This window comes from Mucilaginibacter sp. P4_A11 (assembly GCF_056402535.1).
This window is the reverse complement of the sequence record NZ_JBFUHE010000001.1, coordinates 83,435-104,264: the sequence shown is the minus strand read 5'-3', so window position 1 is coordinate 104,264 and position 20,830 is coordinate 83,435. Positions and strand designations below refer to the sequence as shown.

Here is a 20,830-nt window from a genome sequence, read left to right as displayed (position 1 = left end):
AATGGATAATTGTTTTGTTGTTTGATTTACATAACAAATGTCCAAAATTAGGCCCCTCGCAAACAAGGAAGCAAGTCACAGAAAAAGTGTGACGCGGATCACACTTTTGATAGGTTTTATTTGCCGTAATTTTATAATCGCCTATTTATAAATAACTTAAATTGCAAAAAGCAAGCTACGACTAAGCCCTGAATATATTATTTGATCTTACTATTAGAGTAAAGCCTGCTTAAAGTCTCGCGGCTAACGCCGAGATATTCGGCTATGTATTTTTTAGGGATCTTTTGCATCAGGTGTGGATAAAGCTGGCCAAACTCTTCATAGCGTTGCTGTGGTGTACTGGCAAGCAGTGATATGATTCTGCGTTGCAGCGCAACATATCCATTGGTAAGCTTTGCCCTGAAAAAATGTTCCATCTTATGCAGTTCGGCCGATAAGGTTTCGCGGCCATGCAGGGTGAGGCACAACACCTCAGCATCCTCCATACATACTATGTGGAGCGTTGCTTTTTTATCTTTAAAGTAAGCCTGGTAGTCGGCCATCCACCAGTTCTCTCCGGCAAATTGCACAATGTATTCTTTGCCTTCCCTGTCCAGATAAAACATCCTAAAAACGCCCGAAAGGATCAGGTATTCAAACGTAACAGTATCGCCCTCCTGGGTAAGATATTGATGTTTCTTTACCCTTTTGTAGGTGAAAAATGGTTTTACAAAATCAAACTCCGCATCGCTGATCGGGATTACGTCTTCAATGTGTTTGCGGAGTTTATCCATTTTTTATAATACGCTCTGTAAAGAAAAATCCCCCATGCTATGATCCCGAAGAATGGGTTTAAATATAGGCAAAAGTTTTAAGCAGATCAGTTTATCCCGGCCAAACGCATTGGGTATGCAGTAAACCAGCTTAAGAATCGTTTTAATTTTCATTTTAAATGCTGTATTTCCACTTAGGGATTAGGGAAAAAGCTTTAAATTGCACCAGACACTTAAGCCCGACACATTAATGAGAGAATTGATAAAAAAGTTATTAGGATCGAGTATTCGCCTACAGCTTAGAAGACTATTTCCGTCCAGGATACAAAGAGAGGCCGATAAGGCTGCAAACGATGAAGCGAGGTTCAGAAGTAAGTTTTATTCAAAGTTTGTAAAAAGTGGCGATATCTGCTTTGATGTTGGTGCTAATATGGGTAACAGGGTTTTACCATTGCTGACTATCGGGGCAAAGGTTGTAGCGGTAGAACCACAGGCGAACTGTTACGAATATCTTAAACAAAAGTTTGGTAAAAGAATCACTGTAGTAGGTAAGGGTCTTGGCGCTGTGGAAGCAGTAAAGAAATTTCATGTTTCAAATACATCTGTATTGTCATCATTTTCAGAAGAGTGGATAGATTCGGTTAAGGATGGCCGGTTTAACAGCTATACCTGGGATGAGCCTATAAACCTGGAAATAACAACAGCCGACAAGCTGATCGAGGCATTTGGCCTACCGTCATTTATAAAAATAGATGTTGAAGGGTATGAGCTCGAAGTATTGAAAGGGTTAACGCAACCTGTAAAGATGATCAGCTTTGAATACACCGTTCCGGAACAAACAGACCGCGCCATTCAATGTATTGACCAGATCCTTACACATAATCCCAATATCGAATGCAACTACAGTTCAAATGAAAGTATGCAATGGGGGATGGAAAAATGGCTATTGCCTGCCGAAATGAAAAGCTTCATCACGAGTAACAATTTCATAAGCACAGGTTTTGGGGATATTTATGTAAGAACAAAAATTTAAATACAGATTTACCATTCTTCACAGCCTCCATAATTTAATTTTGGAAAAATCAGGCGGACTGACTCTGGCCTTGTCTGTTTTAACCCTGAACATAACAGCACGCCCTGTGCCTTCATCTGCCTGTACAGCTGTACTTTCGATGTGTATAGATTAAGGCAATCTCATACTCCACCTGGATATTGCATTAAGTTGGGGCTGAGCTTTTCAATTCTTTGTTTTACTAAATTTCCTTCTAAACCGTGAGGCTATTGATTCCAGATCGCGTTTTCCAATAGCTTCGGGTTTATGGAATTGAGATAAAACAAAGGCTTTTGAAAGTTGAATTGTGCCGTTGGTAGTTTTAACTATTACTTCATCTCCGCGTTCCGCATGGTTTTTATAATTTCCAATTTGGGGGTTAATACCGGCAACTCGCATCAATAATTCAACTATAGCATAAAGCGGTAGTTTGTTTTGAGACATACATTAGCTTATGTTGTTTAACACTAAGTTAAGTATATTTTAATAAATAATAAACACGCAGACTATTCATGTTATTAGTTAACATCAAATTTATATGCATCCGGGAGGGGAGAACGTTTTCCTGTCATTCTTTATAATCGGCAAAGTAAAAGATATTGCCATTATTATCTACCACGGCAAACTGCCGCAATCCCCAGGGCATCATCTTTAACCCGCCATTTGGGTGGATGAGGTTCAGTTTTCCATACTCTTCGTAAAGCTGCTCAATTGGTTACATAGATATATCAGCCCATGTTGTGGCAAGCTTCCGGATCATCATCACACGGAAATAAATGCACATTGATGCCATGCCGGATAAATATAAGGTAGCCGTTATTGCCGGCACAAAAAGTAAAGCCCAATTTTTCGGTGTAAAAAGCGATTGTTTTGCCCTCGTCAACAGAGGCCAGGATTGGTGTTGAGCGTTTAAACACGGTAGCGTGGATTAATTAGCCTAGCCCAAATTTACAATGATCTAAATAGTAATAAATGATGGTGCTTCATTAATTTAATGATTTTAGTTGATTTACTACTTATATAACGAGTATCATCATCTCCATTCATTATTATCATAAATTTACCCCATGAAAAAACTAACCTTGTTAACCTTATTTGCCCTGCTCAGCAAATTTGGTTTCGCACAAAACTTAAATAATATGCAGTGGTACAGTAAACCTCAAAAATCATCAATTGAAGGCAGCACACTGCATATGACTGTCGACCCGGCAACAGATTATTGGCGGGTAACCCATTACGGTTTTATCAGGGACAACGGCCCTTTTTATTTTACAGAACAGGAAGGCGATTTTGAAGCAAGCGTAAAAATTACCGGTGCTTATAAAGAACTGTTTCACCAGGCCGGCTTAATGGTAAGGATAGATAACAAAAACTGGATAAAAACCGGGATTGAATATGTTGACGGCGTACAAAATGTAAGTGCTGTAGTTACCCGCGAAGTATCAGACTGGTCGGTAGTGCCAAGGCATGACAGTCCTAAATCTGTTTGGCTGAAATTGCTGCGCAAAGGCGATTTTGTGGAAATCAAATATTCGTTTGATGGCGAAAAATATGATATGCTCCGCCTGGCATATTTTCCGCCCAATGTAAAAGCGATGGTTGGAATGGTAGCAGCAGCGCCGGGCAAACAAAGTTTTGATGTTCAGTTTGAAGATTTTAAAGTACAGAAGGTAACTAAGTAATTTTTCCGTTGAGCGACCCGATTGCAAACAACAAATGAAAAATTTTTGCACGGATTTTTACGTATTAATCGAATTACACGAATTTTGAATAGTCCCAATACAAAATTCGTGTAATTCGATTAATTGTGGGAAGTTTGAAAAGCATTCGTGTGGAAATTTTTCTGTATTAGATTTAACCCAAACAGATCTAATTCAAACTTGATTTCACAGATCACAACTGCGACAATAACACTTTTCAATCCTTTTTACTACCTTTGCAACCGGTAACCAACCATTCCCTTTATGTGATAAAAATTTCTTTCAGGACAAATAACCAGTGCCGTTAATCTAACGCCCGCTGCATTTATTCACCTTTTTAAGAAAGAAATTATGCTTATTCTTCACGATATTACTTATATACATCCCAACCGTGATCTTTTATTTACCGGTATAGATCTCGTAATCAATAAAAGCGATAAAATAGCCCTAATCGGTAATAACGGTACCGGAAAATCAACCCTGCTTAAAATATCGGCCGGAAATTTGAAGCCGGCCAGTGGCGTAGTAAAAACTGATTCGCGGCCATATTATGTGCCGCAAATCTTCGGTCAATACAATGAGCTAACTATTGCTGAAGCCCTGCAGATAGCCGACAAACTAAACGCCCTGCAGCAGATCCTCGACGGCAATGTAACCGACGAGAACATGACCGTACTCAATGATGACTGGGCCATTGAAGAACGCTGCCAGGAAGCTTTTATCCATTGGCAGCTTACGGATCTTGATCTGTCGCAAAAAATGGGGACACTTAGCGGGGGGCAAAAAACAAAAGTGTTTTTGGCAGGCATCGCCATTCATCGCCCCGAAATAGTTTTGCTGGATGAGCCAAGCAATCATCTGGATACTGCAGGCCGCGAACTGCTCTATAACTATATCCTGTCTACCAATAATACACTGGTAGTGGTTAGTCACGACCGTACCCTGCTTAACCTGCTCAACACCGTTTGCGAACTAAGCAAGCGCGGCATAACCACATACGGCGGCAACTATGATTTTTATGCTGAACAAAAGGATATTGAAAGCGAGGCTCTGAACCAGGATGTAAGGAGCAAGGAGAAAGCGCTCCGCAAGGCCAAAGAAACCGAACGGGAATCCCTGGAACGGCAGCAAAAACTGGATGCCCGTGGTAAAAAGAAGCAGGAAAAAGCGGGTGTGCCTACCATTATGATGAAAACCCTGAAAAACAGCGCCGAGAAAAGCACATCAAAAATACAGGGTGTACATGCCGAAAAAACCGGGGCAATTGCACAGGAACTTAGCCAACTGCGTACCCGTTTATCTGACATCGATAAAATGAAAATGGATTTTGACAATTCGGCACTTCATAAAGGAAAGGTATTGATAACAGCTAATGACCTCAACTTTGGATATGGAGAAAAGTCGCTTTGGGATCCACCGCTAAATTTCCAGATCACCAGTGGCGAAAGGTTAGTGATCAAAGGGGCAAATGGTTCTGGCAAAACAACTTTAATTAAAATGCTGCTTGGCAACCTGGAACCGCAGTTTGGGGCAATTGACCGTGCCGGAGTTAAAGCCATTTATATCGACCAGGATTACTCGTTGATCAATAACAAGCTTAGCGTTTATGAACAGGCGGAAGAATATAACTCGGGCATTTTGCAGGAGCATGATATCAAAATCCGTCTCAACAGGTTTTTGTTTACTAAAGATTATTGGGATAAGCCTTGCAGTGCCCTTAGCGGGGGCGAAAAAATGAGGTTGATGCTTTGTTCGTTAACCATCAGTAACCAGGCCCCAGATATGATCATCCTCGATGAGCCTACCAATAACCTCGATATTCAAAATATCGAGATATTAACATCTGCTATCAATGATTACCAGGGCACGCTTATCGTAGTATCGCACGACGAGTATTTTTTAAGGCAGGTAAATGTGGAGCGGGAGATTTTGGTAGGGTGATAAACATAAAGGCAGCCGTAAAGCTGCCTTTATGTTTACTTGAAATAGAAGTGTTATGAGCGGGGATTGTGCGATTCCCTCCCCTGGGAGGGTGTAGAGAGGGGTTTACGCATTATTGGACTATTAAAACGCATAAACCCCTCCCTGCTACTACACATGCCTTCCGCCCCCCTCCCTTGGGAGGAACTGAAAAACATTCTAATTAATCATTGCGCCGTCCTTTACCTCATCACTTGCATTTTTGAGGATAGTATCATCGGCTTTCAGGTTGCCGAATACTTCGGTTGAATCATGCCTTGTCAATCCTTCTTTGATATCTGTTAAAACAGCCTTGCCATTTTTTACCTCAATCACATATTCGCGTTCGGTTGATCGGATGATGGCGTTATTGGGAACAAGCAGTGATTTAGCGCCGGATAACATCGGGATCTTAACTTCAGCATACATACCCGGTTTTAATATTCCCTGGAGATTCTGTACATCTATCTCAATCGCTTCAGAACGCATGCTTCCTAAAGCATTCGCCGAGCGACTGATCTTAGCGGTTTGCTCCTGCCCGGGCATGGCGTTAAAAGTGAATTTAACAAGTTGTTTAAGATCAACTTTGTCAACGTAGTCTTCGGGGATATAAACCTCCAAACGTAGTTTACGGGTATCCTGCAAAATGAGCATAGGCAAATCTGTGCCTTTCCCCGGAGCTACCAAAGCACCCGGCGATACGTTACGTTGTATAATCATGCCATCAAAAGGGGCACGGATATTCAGATAATCCTGCATGGCGCGTACAGATGCAACAATAGAATTTTCTGAACGGGCCATGGCTTCATCGGCTTTCATTTTTGCCAGCGCGTTATCCAGTTCAAGCGGCGAAACTGAGCCAGGCTCTTTTGCGGCTTCTTTTAATCGCTGATACTTTTCCTTGCTGGCAACAGCATTTTCCTTGGCCTGCATATAGCGCGAATCGGCAGCCTGTAGTTGTGATTCCATTTCCGGTGCTTCTAAGGTAACTAATAGCTGCCCTTTTTTTACCAGTGTACCCCGGTCAACAAAAACAGTTTTCACAAACCCGTTTACTTTCGGGAACAGGTTTACCTCGTTATATGGCTTTAACTGCCCCGGAAGCCGGACTTCGCTTGACAGTGCTTTTTCGGATACTTTGCCGGTTTCATATCCGGTTACTTTTTTGGTGGATTTGGATTCTGTCATATCCACCGGTTTTTGATTGCCTGCACATGCGGCCATCAGGCTGATACTGCTTAGCAGTATGATATATTTTGGTTTCATGATGTTTTAGCTATTGGAAGTTTCAAGTTGTTGTGGTTGGTTAACATTTACATCCTTTAACAGGGATGGGGAATCATAAGTAGTTTTTTGCTGCACCCAGGCAAATACCTGCGGCAGTATAAATAGCGCAGCCAAAGTTGAGGCAAACAAGCCCCCGATAACGGCCCTGCCTAATGGAGCGGTCTGCTCGCCGGCTTCACCCATACCCGATGCCATTGGGACCATGCCGGCCATCATGGCCAAGCTGGTCATGAGGATTGGCCTTAGCCTGATTGATGCACTGGTAATGGCTGCCCTTGTCGAGTCTCTGTAATCGAGCCTTAACGTTTCGGCATTGGTCACAATTAGGATGGCATTTGCTACCGATACCCCTGTCGACATAATCATCCCCATATAACTTTGAAGATTAAGTGTTGAACCGGTAAGCAGCAAGGCTGTTAGCGAGCCCAATATTACCGCAGGCACGGTAGATAACACGGTAAGCGATAATTTAAACGACTGGTAATTGGCAGCCAGCAATAAAAAGATCACCAAAATGGCAAACATCAAACCGTTTTGCAGACTGTCCAACGTTTCAGTCAGCAGGCTCGACATCCCTTTAACTTCTGCAATTAAGCCTTTAGGAGGCGCACCAACCGATTTAATAACGTCCTGAACAGCAGCGGTAGCCGTGCCCAGGTCCTTTTTATAAATATTAGCGCTCACCGTTAAAAAGCGGCGCGGACCGGTACGGTCATATTCGCCGGGAACATAGTTAACCTTGAAGCTGGCAATATCGCCCAGTACCGGTGTGCTTTGCCCTTTTACCAATGGGATCTCCTTCAGCTCATCCATTGTATTCATCACATACTCCGGAATTTGAACCTGCACCTGGTAAGTGTAAGCCGATTTATCATCGAGCCAAAGATTTTTCTCCGTAAAGCGGCTTGATGAGGTACTGGCTGTAACAGAGCGGGCAACATCCTTAATATCCAACCCCAACTGAGCGGCCTTCAACCTGTCGAGCGTTATAGCTACCACCGGGAATTTTAAAGGCTGATTGATCTGCACATCCCGCAGGTAATCTATCTTTTTAAGCCCGGCCAAAACTTTGTTGGCATAGCCTTCTATCTGTGCCATATCTTTCCCCGCCACCCTTATTTCAATTGGGGTAGATGCACCCTGGCTCATGATCTTTTCGGTCATGTCAATAGGTTCAAAAGTAATACGGAGATCGGGTATGCGCGATGCAATGTTTTTACGGAGAGCATCCTTAAGCTCGTCCATATTAACATGATAGTCCTCGTCAAGATTAACCTGTAATACGGCCTCATGTGTACCGGTATTAAACACGTAGAGGTTACTTGTACCGTAGCTGCTGGGCACAATTCCCACATAGCCCGATGTAATAGCGACGTGATGATTTACGGTACTGTCGATGATCTGCAATACCTGTTTCAACCCATCCTCCGTTCGCTCAAGCCTTGTACCATCCGGCTCTTTGATCCTGATCTGGAACTGGCCGTTATTAAGCTTAGGCATCATGTCCTTGCCTATGGTAACAAAGCATACACCTGCAAGCAACAACACTATAACAAGGTAAACAGGTACAATTACACGTTTATTCGGCATCCATTTTTGCAGGATGTTTATGAAACGTATTTTTACCCGTTCAAACAGGTCATTCTTTTCGGGGTGTTTTTGTTCCTTCTGCAGATGACGATTTACCTGCCCTTCTTCGGGCCTGTCCATTGCCTCGCCGGCATGGGCGTGTAGTTTGCCCTGCTCATAGTGCTGATAAGTTTCGGCCTTGATGAGCCAGTTCGACAAGATCGGCACCAGCGTTTGCGCTATGATATACGACACGATCATGGTTAAACCGATAGATAACGACAAAGGCAGGAACATGGCTTTAGGCACACCGTTCATCATAAATGATGGTGCAAACACGGCCAGGATACAAAGGAGGATCAGCAACAGCGGGAACGAAATTTCCTGGCAAGCGTCATAAATTGCTTGCGCTTTGCTTTTGCCCATCTCCAGGTGCTGGTGAATATTCTCAATAGTTACCGTGGCCTGATCGACAAGAATACCGATGGCAAGCGCCAGCCCGCTTAAGGTCATGATATTGATGGTTTGGCCGAATAAGCCAAGCAGCAATACGCCCAATAATATAGAAACCGGGATAGTGATCACTACGATCAAACTGCTTCGCCAGTCGCGCAAAAACAATAATACCATTAGCCCGGTAAGCAAAGCGCCCAAACCGCCTTCTGTTAACAAGCTTTTCACGGCATTTATCACAAATATGGACTGGTCAAACTCGTACGAGATCTTAACATCATCGGGCAAAAGGCCTTGAATTTCCGGGATCTTCTTTTTCAAAGCCTGCACCACGCTCCAGGTGCTTGCATCGGCGGTTTTTACCACCGGCAGATAAATGGAGCGCTTGCCATTGATCAGCGCATAATCAACGGTAACGTCGGTAGCATCGGCAACACGCGCAACATCTTTTATTAAGATTGGTACGCCGTTTTTGGTTACTACCGGAATGTTGCCAAATTCATCGGTCTGGTTGATCAGCGTATTAACCGTAGTTACAAACATGGTGTTACCTAATCGCAGGTTACCCGAAGGCGACATCACGTTAAACCTGGCTAAGGCACTCACCACTTCATCGGGCGTAAGGCCATAGCTTCTGAGTTTGTTAGGGTCAACATTTAAAGTGACCGACCTTGCATTTGAACCAAATGGTGGCGGAGCCGATAAACCCGGAACGGTTGCAAACATCGGCCTTACCTTAGTGGCCGCCATATCGTAAATATCCTTCAGGCTGCGATTAGGGGCCGACAGCACCAGTTGTCCAACAGGCAACGATGAGGCATCGAACCTTACCACCTGCGGCGGCAATGCCCCCGGAGGGAAAAAGCTCATTACGCGGCTTACCTGTAAAGCCACCTGGGCCTGGGCTTCGGCCATATCGGTGCTTTCGTAAAAACTCAGCTTCACCATGGTTAAGCCCTGGATGTTTTTACTGGTGATACTTTTGATGCCGTTCACATACAGAAACTGATCCTGCAAACGGGTTGAAAAAAAACCTTCCATTTGCTGGGGCGACATGCCCCCGTATGATTCAATTACATAGATGGTGGGCAGATTTAATTTGGGGAAAATATCTATTGGTATATTGATAGCACTAAGCACTGCAAAAATGAGCAGGCTTAAGGTAACCACCACCGTGGTGATGGGCCTTTTAAGTGCGGATGTGACCATTGACATAGCTAAATTATTTTAAAAGGTTTAATACAGAACTCACCTGGTTTTCAGTAATGGCTTTCTGGAACAACGCGTTCGAGTAAGCATATTTAGCCTGTACATAATCTGTTTCGGCGCGGTAAAGGATGTTTAGTGCTGCATTGAGTTCAATAATGTCAGTTAAGCCGTTTTTATACAACGACAGCTTTTGACGATAGCCATCAGTAGCGGCCTTAAGTTGATGAGGGATCTCAAGCAAACGCTCATGCGCTGTTTGCAGTTCCACATTTGATTGATTGGCGTTTACAGCCAGCAGTTGCTTTTGTTCTTCCAGCTTTTTCCGGGTATAATCGGTATTAGCGCGTTGTGTCCTTAGCTTTAACTGCCTGCGGCGGATATCAAACAGATTATAGGTAACACCTATACCTACCAGGTAATTATTCCTGTCGAAGCCCCAACCACTGCTCAGGCTGTTAAAATGATCATTAGCATCAACACTTGAACCCCGGCCCCAAACAGCGCCTTCCAACATTATTTTAGGGTTGTAGCTTTTCTTAACAAGCTCTTCGCGTTGGAGGCTGTTTTGATACACAGATTTATAATAGTTGATCAAAGGGTGATTCGAGGTATCAACTGCTGATGATTGCAGGTTATTTTCTGTACCGATGAGGCTCTGCTCAAAAGTAGTATCGGGCACAATAGTTTGGTACGGCAAACCGCTAATGGCCGATAGCTGTAATTGAACCTGTTTTAGCTGGTTATTAAGCTCGATATAATTCAAACGGGCTTTTGATAGTTCGGCCTCTGCAATACTGGTATCAACTCCGGCACGTACCCCGCTTTTGGCAAGTGACTGAACGGAGCGCCGGATCTCTTTATTACGGTTAATATTACGGGCCTGAATGGAAAGAAAATTTTCCAGTTTTAACAATAACAGGTAATTACCAATAGTGTAGGCCTGTAGCTGATACTTTGAATCGGCAAACTGGTTTTGTTGTACCTGGATATCGGAATTAGCCACTTTGTTCTGGGCACGGTAGGCACCAAAATTATAGATCTCCCAATCGAGCGCGGCCACACCTACATTGGCAGATACAGTGGTCGTGTTACTTTCGGTACGTACCCCCCTTGAATCGGAAGGAATGATACCGAAGCCAAAATATGGCCCGGCAACGTTATTGTTGGTACCGTAGTCGGCCTGATAATTTAATTTAAGATTGGGCAACCAGCTGCTGCGGGTTTCCGTCGCCATGGCTTGTTTTATCGCTATTGCCGCCGAATCGGTTAGTAAGGTTGGCGCGTTTTGGCTTACGCTGTTAAGCAGCGTTTTTAAACTAACCGGTGTATTATTTTGCTGCTGTGCGTAGCTACAGACCGTAATTAACAAGCCTACAAACACACAGCAGAATTTCTTTGAAATTCGCATGTTTTTATTTTCCGGAATATGCTTACCGGTAAATGCCTACGCAGCCAATCATCAATGCAGATTGATAGCTACAGCAGAAAATACCGGTAAACGATGGATAATTAATTAAAAAAATGATGATGGATCTAAAGGCAGAGCGCCTTCAACCATTCAGATCAAATGCGAAAAGTGCAAAGGGAAAGATAAGTATATCGATAGCCGGGCGTAAGCCTGAAGCTTCGAATTAATGGCTTCGGGAACGATTTCCAAAGCTGCAATATAAAAAACAGCAATATAAAACTGCTCACAATGGCAGTGATCAAATCAATAACGGATTTCTTTTCCTCAAGGGTTGATTTATCCGGCCTTTGAACATAGCTTGATTCATTAAAACTGCGGTGAACGCTTTCAATTTTTCGTTTAAAAACTGAATTAAATGCTGTTGAGTGTGTACTTGGCAATTCCGTTAGTCGTGGAAGAAAGAAAACATGGCTGCTTGCAATGAGCAAATAAAAAGCCATTACTGCCAAAACCAGTAATGATTTCAAAGACTCCGGTTTCCTCTTTTTCAGCATATTAACTTAACCTATGCAAAAATGAAAAAAAATACCAATTTGTTTTGCAAAAGTATTGTTGCAATTATCGATCGCTTCCCGATCATTTCTGCAATGAAAAAGATTAAAGCTTCATCAACCCTGACGAGCTGCTGCTTTATTACTCACTACAGTATACCATTTCGAGAGTTTATTCATTAGTTCATCAAGCTTTACAGGTTTGCTCAGGTAATCATCCATACCGGCTTGTAAACACTCTTGTTCGTCGCCGGTCATGGCGTTAGCTGTGAGGGCTATGATGACCGGTTGTTTAATATCTTCTTTACGGATCGCACGGGTGGCTTCAAGGCCATCCATTACGGGCATCTGCATATCCATTAATATCAGCCCATAATCGTTTTTATACAGGGCTTCCATAGCATCGAGCCCGTTTTTAGCCATCCCGGGCTTGTAACCCATTTTGCTTAAAATGTGTTTGATAACGTGCTGGTTAATCTCATTATCTTCGGCTATGAGGATGTTAAACGGATATTTATCGCTAAAATCAACCGACAGTTTGGGTTTAAGCTGTTTATCATCATTTTGATTCGCGTTGCTCCTGAGCGCCATAAAAACCTGCTTGCCAAGCACCTGCTGTTTAATAGGCTTACTCATGATAGAAGTGAAAAGCGCCCGCCTGTCTTTTACAAAATCCTCCCCTACTGAACTTAACAATATGATCGGCAAGTGATTGTACTCATCCCTGATGATCTTAGCCAGCATAGCCCCATCCATCACAGGCATATGCATATCGGTAATTACCAGGTCAATATCTTTGTTCTTTTGGAGCACCACCAAAGCCTCCGCCGCAGATTCGGCAGTTACAGGTTTAAGGTTCCAATTTTCAAACTGGCGTTGCAGGATGGACAGGTTGGTTTGGTTATCGTCAACCACCAATACTTTTTTACCATGTAATTCGGTAAGGTCAAAGCTTGGCGATTGCTGATGAGATATATCTCCGGGATATGCGTTTATAGTAAAGGTAAACTTTGCCCCAACCCCCGGTAAGCTTAAAACACCTATGGTGCCCCCCATTAGCGTAACCAGTTTTTGGCATATGGCCAAACCTAAACCGGTACCGCCATATTTACGCGTGGTGGATGAATCAACCTGTGAAAAGGCACGGAACAAGCGGTGCAACTTATCTTTCGGGATGCCAATGCCTGTATCCCAAACATCAAACTGCAATTTCAGCAAGCCATCAGGCTGTTTTTCCAAACAGCTTACTCTAATACCCACTTCGCCTTTTTCGGTAAACTTAATGGCATTGTTTACCAGGTTTATAAGCACCTGTTTAAGTCGCAAGGGATCGCCGATAATGCTGGGTGATATATCTTCATCGATCTCGTAAACCAGGTCGAGCCCCATTTGTCCGGCTTTAACGGCAAACATATCCATTACGTCTTCAATGCTTTGCCTTATGTTAAAGTCTTCCTGCTCCAAGTCAAGACTGCCTGCTTCTATCTTTGAAAAATCAAGAATGTTATTAATAACGTGAATGAGCGTTTCGCCGCAGTTGATGATGGTTTCGGTAAACATCCGCTGCTCTTCATTAAGTTCGGTTTCATTCAACAACGCCGACATACCTATAACCCCATTCATAGGTGTACGGATCTCATGGCTCATGGTAGCCAGGAAGATGCTCTTTTCCTGGTTAGCCTGGTCTGCGGCGAGACGTGCTTTTTGAAGTTCATGGTTGGAATGATGAAGCTCCTCGTTTGCTGCGGCCAAAACCTCTTCATTATGCTTACGCTCAAGCGATAATTGGGCTTCGCGTTGCAGATCAACCATTTCGAGGGTTTGCACGATTCTTAACTCATTGTACTTACGCAGCTGGTAAGCCCAAAGCCCGCATATGAACATGATAACACCGGTAAGCAATACGTGAATCACAAACGTTTGAAGATCAAAGTAATTGAGTTGGGTAAAAAATATATTCCCGTAACCGATATCCTGCAGATAGCTGAAAGTAGCATGATGTATAACAACCACTATAAGCAGCGGGACCTGCAGCTTCCAGTTTTGATAGGTGATAAGTAATGCGCTTGAAATAAATGCAAAAAAGTGCATCTCAAACATGCCGTGCATCTGGTAAATGTATTGGGCCATAAAAATACCCAGTACGGCAGCCAGCACATATTGATAAAGAGCAGATTGAGGCAAAGCTATTTTTGCAGTATAGTAAGCCAGCAGACACAGGCCTCCTACTCCAAAAGCTATAAGCCAGGTATCATAAAAAAAGGCCAGTGCTAAACCAACTATAAAATGCACAGGCAAAAAGTAATTCATTAACCTGTCTGAGCGGTCTTTGATCTCTGTTTGAAAATTGATGTTTTGGGCTATGGCTGCAGTCACTATTATTTAAAACTTAGGGGTATGTTAATTATGACAATCGGGCAATCGACAGCCATATGATATGAGTGCCAATTTATTAAATGTGAGTCGGGTATTGCTACTAAGTAAACCGTTAATTGCTATTTTGGCAAAACTCGTTTTTTCGTCGGTGCAGTAACGGCTTACATTATAGTTACCACGATAGTACAATTTGCTTGCTGTATCAATTAGTGCAACCTGTGGTGTTGAATAAACCCCGCAGGATTCGGCAACGGAAGGATCAAATATTACGGGCAGCTTCATGCCGAACTTATCCTGAATCTCGCTTTCGGTAAAATGTTTGTTGCTCATGATCACAATGGCAAAATTTACCTGTCCGCGGTATTGCTCGACAATAGCTTTAAACTGCTTAACATTAAATCTGGAGCATGGGCAACCGGGATTAAAAAAATGCAGGAACAGTGGTTTGCTGTGATCTTTAAAATGCTTGGGATTGATAGAGATTATTGAACCTTGCTTTACCGGCTTGTAATTTTCGGGAATAGGCGTGGGCAGCTGATATTGCAGCTCATTATACCAAAATAGTGCGCCAACAACAGCGAAAAGTATAACAAGCCAACCAATAACTAACGTTTTTCTCATTGTGCCAAAGTTTTCTGCACATCAACAAAAACTGTTGAAAAAACTGCAAAAAGCCATTTGTAAAAATACTGTTTTTAGTGTATAAAAAACACTTTTTCAGCGCTTTAAACATACAGGTTTTAGGCTTAATTGTACTGGCGAACCACCCTTTAACCTTTGATTAAACTGACGATTATGCCCTCTACTTACTTAATGTTTTGTTTTCTCTTTTCAGTTAAATAACGGCGTAATGGAACATCGTACGCCTTCATAACAAGATAGGCAAATGCTACCAATATGATCAAGCCGGGTATAATAATATACGCCAGGTGGATAGCATCGGGCTTGTTTGCAGCATAATAGCTACCAAAAAACCACATCACAACATAATGTGTCATGTACAAGGGGTAGGAGATATTACCCGAGAAAACGCATATTTTACGTAAGCCATCGTTAAGAACAGCACCTGCCCCTAATGCCACCAGTAACGGAAAATAAATGATGACTACAAAAGGCTCGGTTAGCCAGTTCCAGGATGAGAATGGCATCAGGAAAGCCAGCATCAATAAAATCGACAGACCGATAAAGCCAAGCCTGTTTTTGATGATCAGGTTATACCGGTAAACCAACAAACCAGCGGTAAAAGAATAAGCTATCCGCACACCGCCGTCCCAAAAAGTACCGCCGCTCCAACCGCCCATCAAATTACCCGAACGGCCGGCCACATAGCAAATACCCACCGCCGAAATCACGGCCAGCACTATGAGATAACGCCGGGCAAGGCGGTAAAGCACAAGCGCATACACAATATTGGCTACATATTCCCAAAATAACGACCATGCGGGTGCATTAAAGCCAAACAAGTTAAAATATCGCTCGGTCATCCCAGGGTTCGGGATCATGAATATCGAACTAAGAAATAACAGTAATATGCTGCCCGCGCTGCGTGCTATAGGCTGAGTAGCAAAGGGATCAAATAAAAAACCTAACAAGCCCAATACCGAGCCCATGATAACAAGCGGGTGCAGCCTGATCAACCTCGACTTAAAAAATTCTTTAATGCCCATTTTGCCTATCCTATCGTCATAGGCATAGCCAATTACAAAGCCCGACAGGCAAAAGAAAAAATCAACCGCCAAAAAACCGTGACCTATAAAATCCTTGCTGTAATCGGAGTAAGCGATCTCCATAAAATGGAAGGTAACAACAGCTATAGCTGCTACTCCCCGCAAGCCGTCAAGAATTTCAAAATGCTGTTTGGTTTTAAGGATTCCGGAATTTAGTTTTTCCATAGTAGCAAACCAGGTTGAGTGCAGGAACCTGATTTGCTAAGTAAACAAAAATTTGCCGGATGAAGACCCTGCATTTTCAAATAGGTCCCTTAACAACCAAACTGGGTAAGATGATGGTCAACATGTTTATAAAACATATTATTCCACTCAGTAAGTGTTAACGGGCCAAATGAATGCGACTCGCGGCCATCGAAAGCACTTTCGCCTAATTGCTGCGTTTTGCGGATATAGGCTATCAAGCGTGTTTTTTCAGTATTAAAATCCCTCTCACCGGTAATCAGGAATGCAGGTGCAGTAGGGTTGTTACGCTTATAGGGCGTTTCACTTGTTACCTTATTTTTAACCAGCATTTTCAGGATCAGTTTCATGAAGGCACCCGGCTTTGGATGCTTATCTTCATAAACCATTTCGTATGTTACACAGCAATGCGCCAGCATTTGTGCAACGTTCATTTTACCCCATTGTGGTGAAGTTTGAGGGGTAAGTTTATTAATGCGGCTGATCACATCGTCAGCTACCTGTACAGTGAAAATATTGGGTAAGGCCATGAAGGAAAGATAGGTACAATTTGTGGTTTTGAAAATGGGATAATCATACAAAACAGAATGCATCAAGCTTGATATCTTCCCACAAAATCGCCAAAAACTAAATCTTGTTAAATCTCATATCAGTTTTTTAGCATAGATTTATTGCTAAATCTGCATTATCACGTTTATGAAACCAATAAATAAATTACTCTTAACCGGCTGTATAGCAATTACACTATTTGATGTTTTAGGCTCCATTATTTCAAAACAATTTAATTTTAACTATACGTATTTATTCTTTGTTTCATTCTCTATTTATACTATTTGGGGCTTTCAGGGCACCCGTATCATCAATCTAAAAAATGGTGTTTGGATTGCCGCCTTTACAGGTTTCTTTGATTCAACAATAGGATGGAAAATTTCTATGCTCTTACACGCAAATACGGGGAACATCAAAAATTCGCCCACTACTCAAGCCTGGCTTGTAACCATTATTTTTGTAACGGGTTTGGCGGCGTTATGCGGGCTTGTTGGCGGCGCGATAGCAAATGCAATCAAAAAGAAGCCGATTAATTCACACGCTGATTTACCTCCCAAAAAATAAAAATTATTTTTTCTCCATTTTGTCCAATCAGCACAGCATGGTTGTCATTAGGTTTTAACAACATAAATTTAAAACAAAATGGAAAAGAGAATCAGCATTTGGGAAAAAGGACAAAACGCATTAAAGCCATTATTCGGCATGGGTGCTTACCTTGCAAAAAACTCGCTTGAACATGCTCTGCTTGAACTGGTAAACTTCAGAGTATCCCAAATTAATAAATGTGCTTATTGCCTTGATATGCACTATAAAGATGCCCGCGCCAAGGGGGAAACCGAACAGCGTTTATACGGACTGAGTGCATGGGAAGAATCACCTTATTATACCGAACGTGAAAGAGCTGCCTTTGCCTGGGCCGAAGCTGTTACCGCCTGCCATGTAACCGATGAAGTATACAGCATCGCCAAAGCACAGTTCAGTGATGAAGAACTGATTGATCTTACTATGGCCGTTACTACCATTAACACCTGGAACCGCGTCAATCTATCGTTCCCCAACGTAGCTGGTACTTACCAGGTAGGTCAGTTTGCTTAAACAGCTTATTAACATAGCCTTATGAATGAGTTTTTGTTAGTGATCCACAGGGATCTGAAAAGTAACGACGCCAGCCCTTCGCCCGAGCAAATGCAGGCGGCTATCAAACCTTTCCAGGATTGGATAGGCGGCATAGCGGCCCAAAACAAACTGATAGGCCCGCCAAAACGCTGGGATGGCGATGGTAGGGTGATCAAACAAAATACGGTGATCAATGGCCCTTATGCCGAAATTAAAGAATCAATAGGAGGTTTGTTCCTGATCAGGGCCGAAGATTATGACGATGCTGTTGAAATTGCCAAGGGCTGCCCGATATTGCAATGGGGAGCTACGGTTGAAGTGCGAATGGCTATTCCTTCTGTATAAAACAAAATGCCTTTGTATTTTTGCAAAGGCGTTTTTATTTACCTATGCAACCTAAAGAACTTCTACCCCACCTGTTCCGTACCGAATACCGCAAAATTGCAGCAGTACTTTGCCGCCTTTTCGGTATCGAACATATTGAAATCGCAGAAGATATTGTGAGCGATACTTTCCTTTCAGCCACCGAAAACTGGAGCCTGAACGGGTTGCCCGATAACCCAACGGCCTGGCTTTATACCGTAGCTAAAAATAAAACCAAAAACTACCTGAAACGGGATACTATTTTTAAGCAAAAGCTTTCGCCCGAAATAAAATATACCACCGACAGCACAGGTGAAATAGAGATTGATCTATCAACCAAAAACATCGCCGATAGTCAGTTGGCCATGATCTTTACGGTTTGTAACCCGGTTATCTCAGCCGAATCGCAGGTGGCCCTTGCCTTAAATCTGCTTTGTGGTTTTGGCATACAGGAAATTGCGGATGCTTTTTTAGCAAACAAAGAAGTTATATACAAACGGGTAAACCGCGCAAAAGAAAAGTTGAAGGAAGCAGGCATCCAAATCAAACAGCCAACCCTAAGCGAGATCGGCAATCGGCTTGAAACTGTTTTGACAACTATTTACCTCCTGTTTTCTGAGGGTTATTACTCTATTTCTCAAAACATCACGCTTCGCCAGGACCTTTGCGCCGAAGCCATGCGGCTTAATTACCTGCTTATAGAAAACCATGCCACCAATACGCCGGCAGTGAATGCCTTGTTTGCGCTAATGTGTTTTCATTCATCGCGGTTTGAAGCACGCACCAATGACAATGGCGCCGTGATCCTTTATGAAGACCAGGACGAATTACTCTGGGACAGGGATTTAATTAATAAAGGCATCTATTACCTAAGCCAGGCCTCAACCGGAACAACTTTAACTAAATATCATTTAGAGGCTGGCATTGCTTACTGGCATACTATTAAAGAGGATATCCCCGAAAAATGGGAGAATATCTTGCAGTTGTACAATAACCTCCTTATCATGGAATATTCGCCTATAGCAGCGCTGAACCGTACATTCGCCCTTGCCAAAACAAACGGCAAACCAGCCGCTATAGCCGAAGCCGAAAAGCTGAACCTGAGCAATAACCATTTTTATTATTCGCTGCTGGGCAACCTGTATACCGGCATAGATAACCAAAAAGCATTGCAGCATTACGAAACCGCTATGAAGTTGGCTACATCTGCAAATGATAAGGCGACAATAGCTATTAATATAGATCGGCTAAAAAAAAACTGGAATAGTTAAGGATAAACAGGTGGCAATAAGAACTTTGAGTTATGGCAATGTTAATCTTTGATAAAAATTAAATATCATAAGCACAATAAAATTCCCTCCTCAAAAATTTGGATTATAAAACTTAAATCACTTATCTTCGTTAAATACCAAAAAGCAAGACTATGCAGGCAGCAGGCTTACATAGTCTTGTTTGCTTTTATAAGCGTTGCGTCCTTTCTTATAAATGGGGAAGGGCGGTTTTTTTTGGATAACCAACAGTAATAAATATTAATTAATTTTTGCGTTATGGCAGAGGTATCATACTATACCAAGGAAGGTTTAGAAAAATTAAAAGAGGAACTACAAAGATTAAAAACAACCGGCCGTTCCGATATATCAAAAGCTATTGCCGAGGCACGTGACAAAGGCGACCTTTCGGAAAACGCCGAGTACGATGCAGCAAAGGAAGCACAGGGTTTGCACGAGGCTAAAATTGCACAGATGCAGGAAACCCTGGCAAACGCCCGTTTGCTCGATGAATCAAAGATAGATTCTTCAAAAGTACTGGCTTTATCTGTTGTTAAGATCAAGAACCTGAAAAATGGTGCTACCATGAGTTACCAGCTGGTATCAGAAAGCGAAGCCGACTTAAAAACCGGTAAAATATCAGTTGCATCCCCAATAGCCAAAGGCTTGCTTGGCAAAAAGGTTGGCGAAAAAACTGAGATCACTGTACCTGCAGGTAAAATTGAATTTGAGATCCTGGAAATAAGCAGGTAAGTGATTAGGGGAGTGGTTGATTGGGGGAATGGTTTTATCCGGATTTCCCAATTAACTACTCACCTGATTATCAAAAACCCAACCACTCACCCAATCAACACAATCAACCACTCACTCCACCATGACCATCTTTTCAAAAATAGTCGCAGGCGAGATCCCCGCTTATAAAGTGGCCGAGAATGATGAATTCCTGGCTTTTTTAGATATTTTTCCGCTTACGGAAGGACATTTGCTGGTGATCCCTAAAAAGGAAGTTGATTATCTTTTTGATCTGGACAATGACACTTATACCGGCTTGCAGCTATTTGCCAAAAAGGTAGCTATCGGCCTAAAAGAAGCCGTTCCCTGCCCGCGGGTTGGCGTTGCTGTTATGGGGCTTGATGTTCCCCACGCGCACATCCATCTTATTCCGATGAATGATATGAGCAGTATTAACTTTTCGCTCCCCAAGCAAAAATTCACGCCCGAGCAATTTAACGCTACCGCCGAAAAGATCAGGCAGGCAATTGGTTAATCAAAGATTTTTATACAAAAGCTGCATCCATATATATTGATG

20 protein-coding genes are annotated in these 20,830 nt (G+C 42.6%); 9 read left to right on the top strand and 11 right to left on the bottom strand.

Translation table 11 applies throughout. The features are described from left to right. Positions 1 to 197 precede the first annotated feature (197 nt). Positions 198 to 773: a Crp/Fnr family transcriptional regulator gene (locus AC1DUD_RS00445; RefSeq protein WP_477370019.1), complete on the bottom strand. Its 576-nt coding sequence runs from the start codon at positions 771 to 773 to the stop codon at positions 198 to 200. Between the two features lie 229 nt (positions 774 to 1,002). Between AC1DUD_RS00445 and AC1DUD_RS00440 the strand changes: the two genes are divergently transcribed. After that, positions 1,003 to 1,785: an FkbM family methyltransferase gene (locus tag AC1DUD_RS00440; RefSeq protein WP_477370016.1), complete on the top strand. Its 783-nt coding sequence runs from the start codon at positions 1,003 to 1,005 to the stop codon at positions 1,783 to 1,785. 204 nt (positions 1,786 to 1,989) lie between these two features. Here AC1DUD_RS00440 and AC1DUD_RS00435 read toward each other — a convergent pair whose 3' ends face one another. Further along, positions 1,990 to 2,247 carry a hypothetical protein gene (locus AC1DUD_RS00435; protein ID WP_477370013.1) on the bottom strand — a complete coding sequence of 86 codons (258 nt, stop codon included), beginning with the start codon at positions 2,245 to 2,247 and terminating at the stop codon, positions 1,990 to 1,992. A 284-nt stretch (positions 2,248 to 2,531) separates the two neighbouring features. Further along, the gene (locus tag AC1DUD_RS00430; RefSeq protein WP_477370010.1) at positions 2,532 to 2,720 is read right to left on the bottom strand and encodes a VOC family protein; all 189 of its coding nucleotides are present in this window, start codon (positions 2,718 to 2,720) and stop codon (positions 2,532 to 2,534) included. A 150-nt stretch (positions 2,721 to 2,870) separates the two neighbouring features. On the opposite strand from AC1DUD_RS00430, the gene AC1DUD_RS00425 reads away from it, so the two are divergent. Both AC1DUD_RS00425 and abc-f read left to right on the top strand, forming a co-directional pair. After that, on the top strand, positions 2,871 to 3,485 hold the full coding sequence (locus AC1DUD_RS00425; protein WP_477370007.1) for a DUF1349 domain-containing protein: 615 nt from the start codon (positions 2,871 to 2,873) through the stop codon (positions 3,483 to 3,485). A gap of 369 nt (positions 3,486 to 3,854) precedes the next feature. Then, complete coding sequence (abc-f, locus tag AC1DUD_RS00420; RefSeq protein ID WP_477370004.1) at positions 3,855 to 5,444, top strand: ribosomal protection-like ABC-F family protein; 1,590 nt, start codon at positions 3,855 to 3,857, stop codon at positions 5,442 to 5,444. A 198-nt stretch (positions 5,445 to 5,642) separates the two neighbouring features. Here the strand turns inward: abc-f and AC1DUD_RS00415 are convergent, their stop codons facing one another. The 8 genes from AC1DUD_RS00415 to AC1DUD_RS00380 form a co-directional block, all read right to left on the bottom strand. Continuing rightward, entirely contained in the window at positions 5,643 to 6,728 is a 1,086-nt protein-coding gene (locus AC1DUD_RS00415) for an efflux RND transporter periplasmic adaptor subunit (protein WP_477370001.1), read from the bottom strand. Positions 6,729 to 6,734: 6 nt separating this feature from the next. Beyond that, positions 6,735 to 9,980, bottom strand: coding sequence for an efflux RND transporter permease subunit (locus AC1DUD_RS00410; RefSeq protein ID WP_477369998.1), 3,246 nt, complete (start codon positions 9,978 to 9,980; stop codon positions 6,735 to 6,737). Between the two features lie 13 nt (positions 9,981 to 9,993). Further along, positions 9,994 to 11,388 carry a TolC family protein gene (locus tag AC1DUD_RS00405; protein WP_477369995.1) on the bottom strand — a complete coding sequence of 465 codons (1,395 nt, stop codon included), beginning with the start codon at positions 11,386 to 11,388 and terminating at the stop codon, positions 9,994 to 9,996. Positions 11,389 to 11,543: 155 nt separating this feature from the next. Next, entirely contained in the window at positions 11,544 to 11,942 is a 399-nt protein-coding gene (locus tag AC1DUD_RS00400; protein ID WP_477369992.1) for a hypothetical protein, read from the bottom strand. 114 nt (positions 11,943 to 12,056) lie between these two features. Next, on the bottom strand, positions 12,057 to 14,315 hold the full coding sequence (locus AC1DUD_RS00395) for a response regulator (protein ID WP_477369989.1): 2,259 nt from the start codon (positions 14,313 to 14,315) through the stop codon (positions 12,057 to 12,059). A 24-nt stretch (positions 14,316 to 14,339) separates the two neighbouring features. Further along, complete coding sequence (locus AC1DUD_RS00390; protein ID WP_477369986.1) at positions 14,340 to 14,936, bottom strand: DUF6436 domain-containing protein; 597 nt, start codon at positions 14,934 to 14,936, stop codon at positions 14,340 to 14,342. A gap of 185 nt (positions 14,937 to 15,121) precedes the next feature. After that, positions 15,122 to 16,207, bottom strand: coding sequence for an acyltransferase family protein (locus AC1DUD_RS00385; protein WP_477369982.1), 1,086 nt, complete (start codon positions 16,205 to 16,207; stop codon positions 15,122 to 15,124). An 89-nt stretch (positions 16,208 to 16,296) separates the two neighbouring features. After that, on the bottom strand, positions 16,297 to 16,755 hold the full coding sequence (locus tag AC1DUD_RS00380; protein ID WP_477369979.1) for a DUF1569 domain-containing protein: 459 nt from the start codon (positions 16,753 to 16,755) through the stop codon (positions 16,297 to 16,299). A gap of 166 nt (positions 16,756 to 16,921) precedes the next feature. Between AC1DUD_RS00380 and AC1DUD_RS00375 the strand changes: the two genes are divergently transcribed. The 6 genes from AC1DUD_RS00375 (at position 16,922) to AC1DUD_RS00350 (ending at position 20,788) form a co-directional block, all read left to right on the top strand. Then, positions 16,922 to 17,338, top strand: a complete 417-nt coding sequence (locus tag AC1DUD_RS00375; RefSeq protein ID WP_477369976.1) for a hypothetical protein — start codon at positions 16,922 to 16,924, stop codon at positions 17,336 to 17,338. A gap of 78 nt (positions 17,339 to 17,416) precedes the next feature. Next, positions 17,417 to 17,869, top strand: coding sequence for a carboxymuconolactone decarboxylase family protein (locus tag AC1DUD_RS00370; protein WP_477369973.1), 453 nt, complete (start codon positions 17,417 to 17,419; stop codon positions 17,867 to 17,869). Positions 17,870 to 17,890: 21 nt separating this feature from the next. Continuing rightward, positions 17,891 to 18,235, top strand: a complete 345-nt coding sequence (locus AC1DUD_RS00365; RefSeq protein ID WP_477369970.1) for a YciI family protein — start codon at positions 17,891 to 17,893, stop codon at positions 18,233 to 18,235. A 44-nt stretch (positions 18,236 to 18,279) separates the two neighbouring features. Beyond that, positions 18,280 to 19,524 (top strand): RNA polymerase sigma factor, encoded by a 1,245-nt coding sequence (locus AC1DUD_RS00360; RefSeq protein ID WP_477369967.1) that lies wholly within the window; start codon positions 18,280 to 18,282, stop codon positions 19,522 to 19,524. Between the two features lie 276 nt (positions 19,525 to 19,800). Next, the gene (gene greA / locus AC1DUD_RS00355) at positions 19,801 to 20,274 is read left to right on the top strand and encodes a transcription elongation factor GreA (RefSeq protein WP_477369964.1); all 474 of its coding nucleotides are present in this window, start codon (positions 19,801 to 19,803) and stop codon (positions 20,272 to 20,274) included. Between the two features lie 121 nt (positions 20,275 to 20,395). Further along, positions 20,396 to 20,788, top strand: a complete 393-nt coding sequence (locus tag AC1DUD_RS00350; RefSeq protein WP_477369960.1) for an HIT family protein — start codon at positions 20,396 to 20,398, stop codon at positions 20,786 to 20,788. The last annotated feature ends 42 nt before the right edge of the window (positions 20,789 to 20,830 follow it).